3 protein-coding genes are annotated in these 2,162 nt (G+C 34.9%); all 3 read right to left on the reverse strand.

What is annotated here, in order from left to right; all coding sequences use genetic code 11:
- The coding region (locus DW269_RS11595) for a transposase (protein ID WP_147321704.1) at positions 1-299 on the reverse strand (299 nt) is incomplete at its 3' end.
- 88 nt (positions 300-387) lie between these two features.
- Entirely contained in the window at positions 388-897 is a 510-nt protein-coding gene (locus DW269_RS11600; protein ID WP_117460087.1) for a hypothetical protein, read from the reverse strand.
- Positions 898-1,019: 122 nt separating this feature from the next.
- Positions 1,020-2,162: PTS sugar transporter subunit IIC (locus tag DW269_RS11605; protein ID WP_147321705.1), on the reverse strand; the 1,143-nt coding region annotated here is incomplete at its 5' end.

A 2,162-nucleotide genomic window follows, 5' to 3' on the forward strand; every position in this document is an offset into this window, starting at 1 on the left:
GCAAGTACTGTACTATCTGAAGGAATATTATATTTTAGCGCAATATCTATTAGTGAACTTTCACCAGCAAGATATTCTTCTACAACCTTGCATTTAAACTCTTTTGTATATGATTCATTTGCAGGTTTTTCATCAAATGCAGAATCACCATACGCTTTAAAGATTTTAATCCACCTTTCAATTGTGGTTTTACCTGCATTTATTTCTTCTGCTAGTATAGAAATCGATTCACTACCATCTAAGTATCTTTTACATATTTCTATTTTTTGTTCCTTAGAAAACTTGCTTTTTCTTCCCATAAGAAAAACCTCCTCAGTAAACAGTGCTTTTAATTATTTACACTGTCTACTGGGAGGTCATCATATCATCACGCATTCTTTTTTTCTTTTAGCTTCTCTTATTGATTTTTCTACGTCTTCTGTTTTCGCGTCTTTCTTTCTTTTCAATCTTACGATGCTGGTCAGTATAATCCGCTACTGTACAGTGGATACGTTTATTAGATTCGCAAATTGCATCTACAAATTCATATCTATCTTTTGGGAATGTACTATATCTCTTCTTTAAATCTGTGTAAAGTTCAATAGCATGAGGTCTAGTGACTAAGTCAGCCATTCTTGATACTGGATCACAAATGACTTCACATGACATTAAGTCTACTTCTTTTTGAGGTAATAATCTTCTTTTAAAGATTAAAGTTTTGCCATCGACAATATATTTATAAGGACGACACCCTAAAAAATAAAAATACAATACAGCTAAGAAAATTGAAACAATAATAAATGACTGCTGATCCAATGATTTTAATACAAACATGACGATATCATAAACCCAAACAAGAGTTAAAGCACCTAGCCAGATACCTACAGCTAGATTTGGTTTTACCTTGAATTCTTTCATAAAAAAAAGGCCTCACTTTCTTTTATATTATACAATATTTAGTCCTTTATTACAATAAAAAAGAAGAGAGGCAAGGCTCTCTTCCCATTGTCGAAATATTATAATTATAAACTTTAAATAAATTATTCAGCAGCCTGTTTAGCCTGATACTTTTCGTAAGCAATTAGGAATGGGATGTAGATTAATGTTGATGCTGCAAGTACGATCAACTGAGAAATTGCACCCATTGGGCTACCACCTGTAGCTAAGAAGCCAAGGATAACTGGTGGCATTGTCCAAGGTACTTCAAGTACGATCTTAGGACAGAATCCACTAGAAACTAAGATATAACCAATTACGATAGTAGCAACTGGAGCTAAGATAAATGGAATGTCTAGAATTGGGTTCAATACTAGAGGGATACCAAATGTCATAGTTTCGTTGATGTTGAATAAACCTGGAACGATTGAGATACCAGCGATTGTTCTGTTATCTTCACGTTTAGAGAAGATAAGAATTGCGAGTACTAAACCGATTGTAACACCAGAACCACCGAATTCACCAAACATCTGTAACATAGTTAAGTTCATTACATATGGAATGTCCTTCTGAGCAGCACCTGCAGTATATGCAGCTGTGTTAGCATATAGTAATGGTCTGAAGATTGGTTCCTTAACAGCAGCAACCATGTTGTTACCATGGATACCTACGCACCAGAATAATGAGATAATTACATAAAGAATAGCAACTGCAAAGATATTGTTACCAATTAAGCTCTGTAATGGTTTCTGAACCATGTTGAAGATAAATGCGTTTAATTCAGAACCAGTAGCTAACTGACATACTAATCCAACAGCACCAACAACGATACATGTTAAGCAAGTTGGGATTAATACTTCGAATGCACGAGCAACTCCAGGTGGAACCTGTTCAGGCATTCTGATCTTTAATGCATCATTCTTACGGAACATGTTATAAATTTCCATACCAACGATTGCAACAATTAAACCTGTGAATAAACCAGTTGCAGCAGTGTAGTTACTTAAAATACCACTGTAAGTAAAGCTATCAGCTGTAATTTTATGCTTAGCAGCTTCACCAGTCACATTAATGAAATCACCTAAAGTATAACCATGAGATTTACCAGCCTTATCGATGAAAGAAGCACCTAAGTCCTTAGCAGCAAATGAAGTTGGAGTTACCATCATCCATAAGATGAAGCCTAATACAGCTGGGTAAGATCCTGTTTCACCATTTGCTTCAGCAATTTCAGAAGCAAGTAACAT

It is taken from the genome of Catenibacterium sp. AM22-6LB (genome assembly GCF_003435615.1).
GTDB classification, from domain to species: domain Bacteria; phylum Bacillota_I; class Bacilli_A; order Erysipelotrichales; family Coprobacillaceae; genus Catenibacterium; species Catenibacterium mitsuoka_A.

Excerpts from the sequence above, each read along its gene's own strand:
- DW269_RS11600 (WP_117460087.1), bottom strand. The coding sequence starts at position 897 with ATGAAAGAATTCAAGGTAAAACCAAATCTAGCTGTAGGTATCTGGCTA.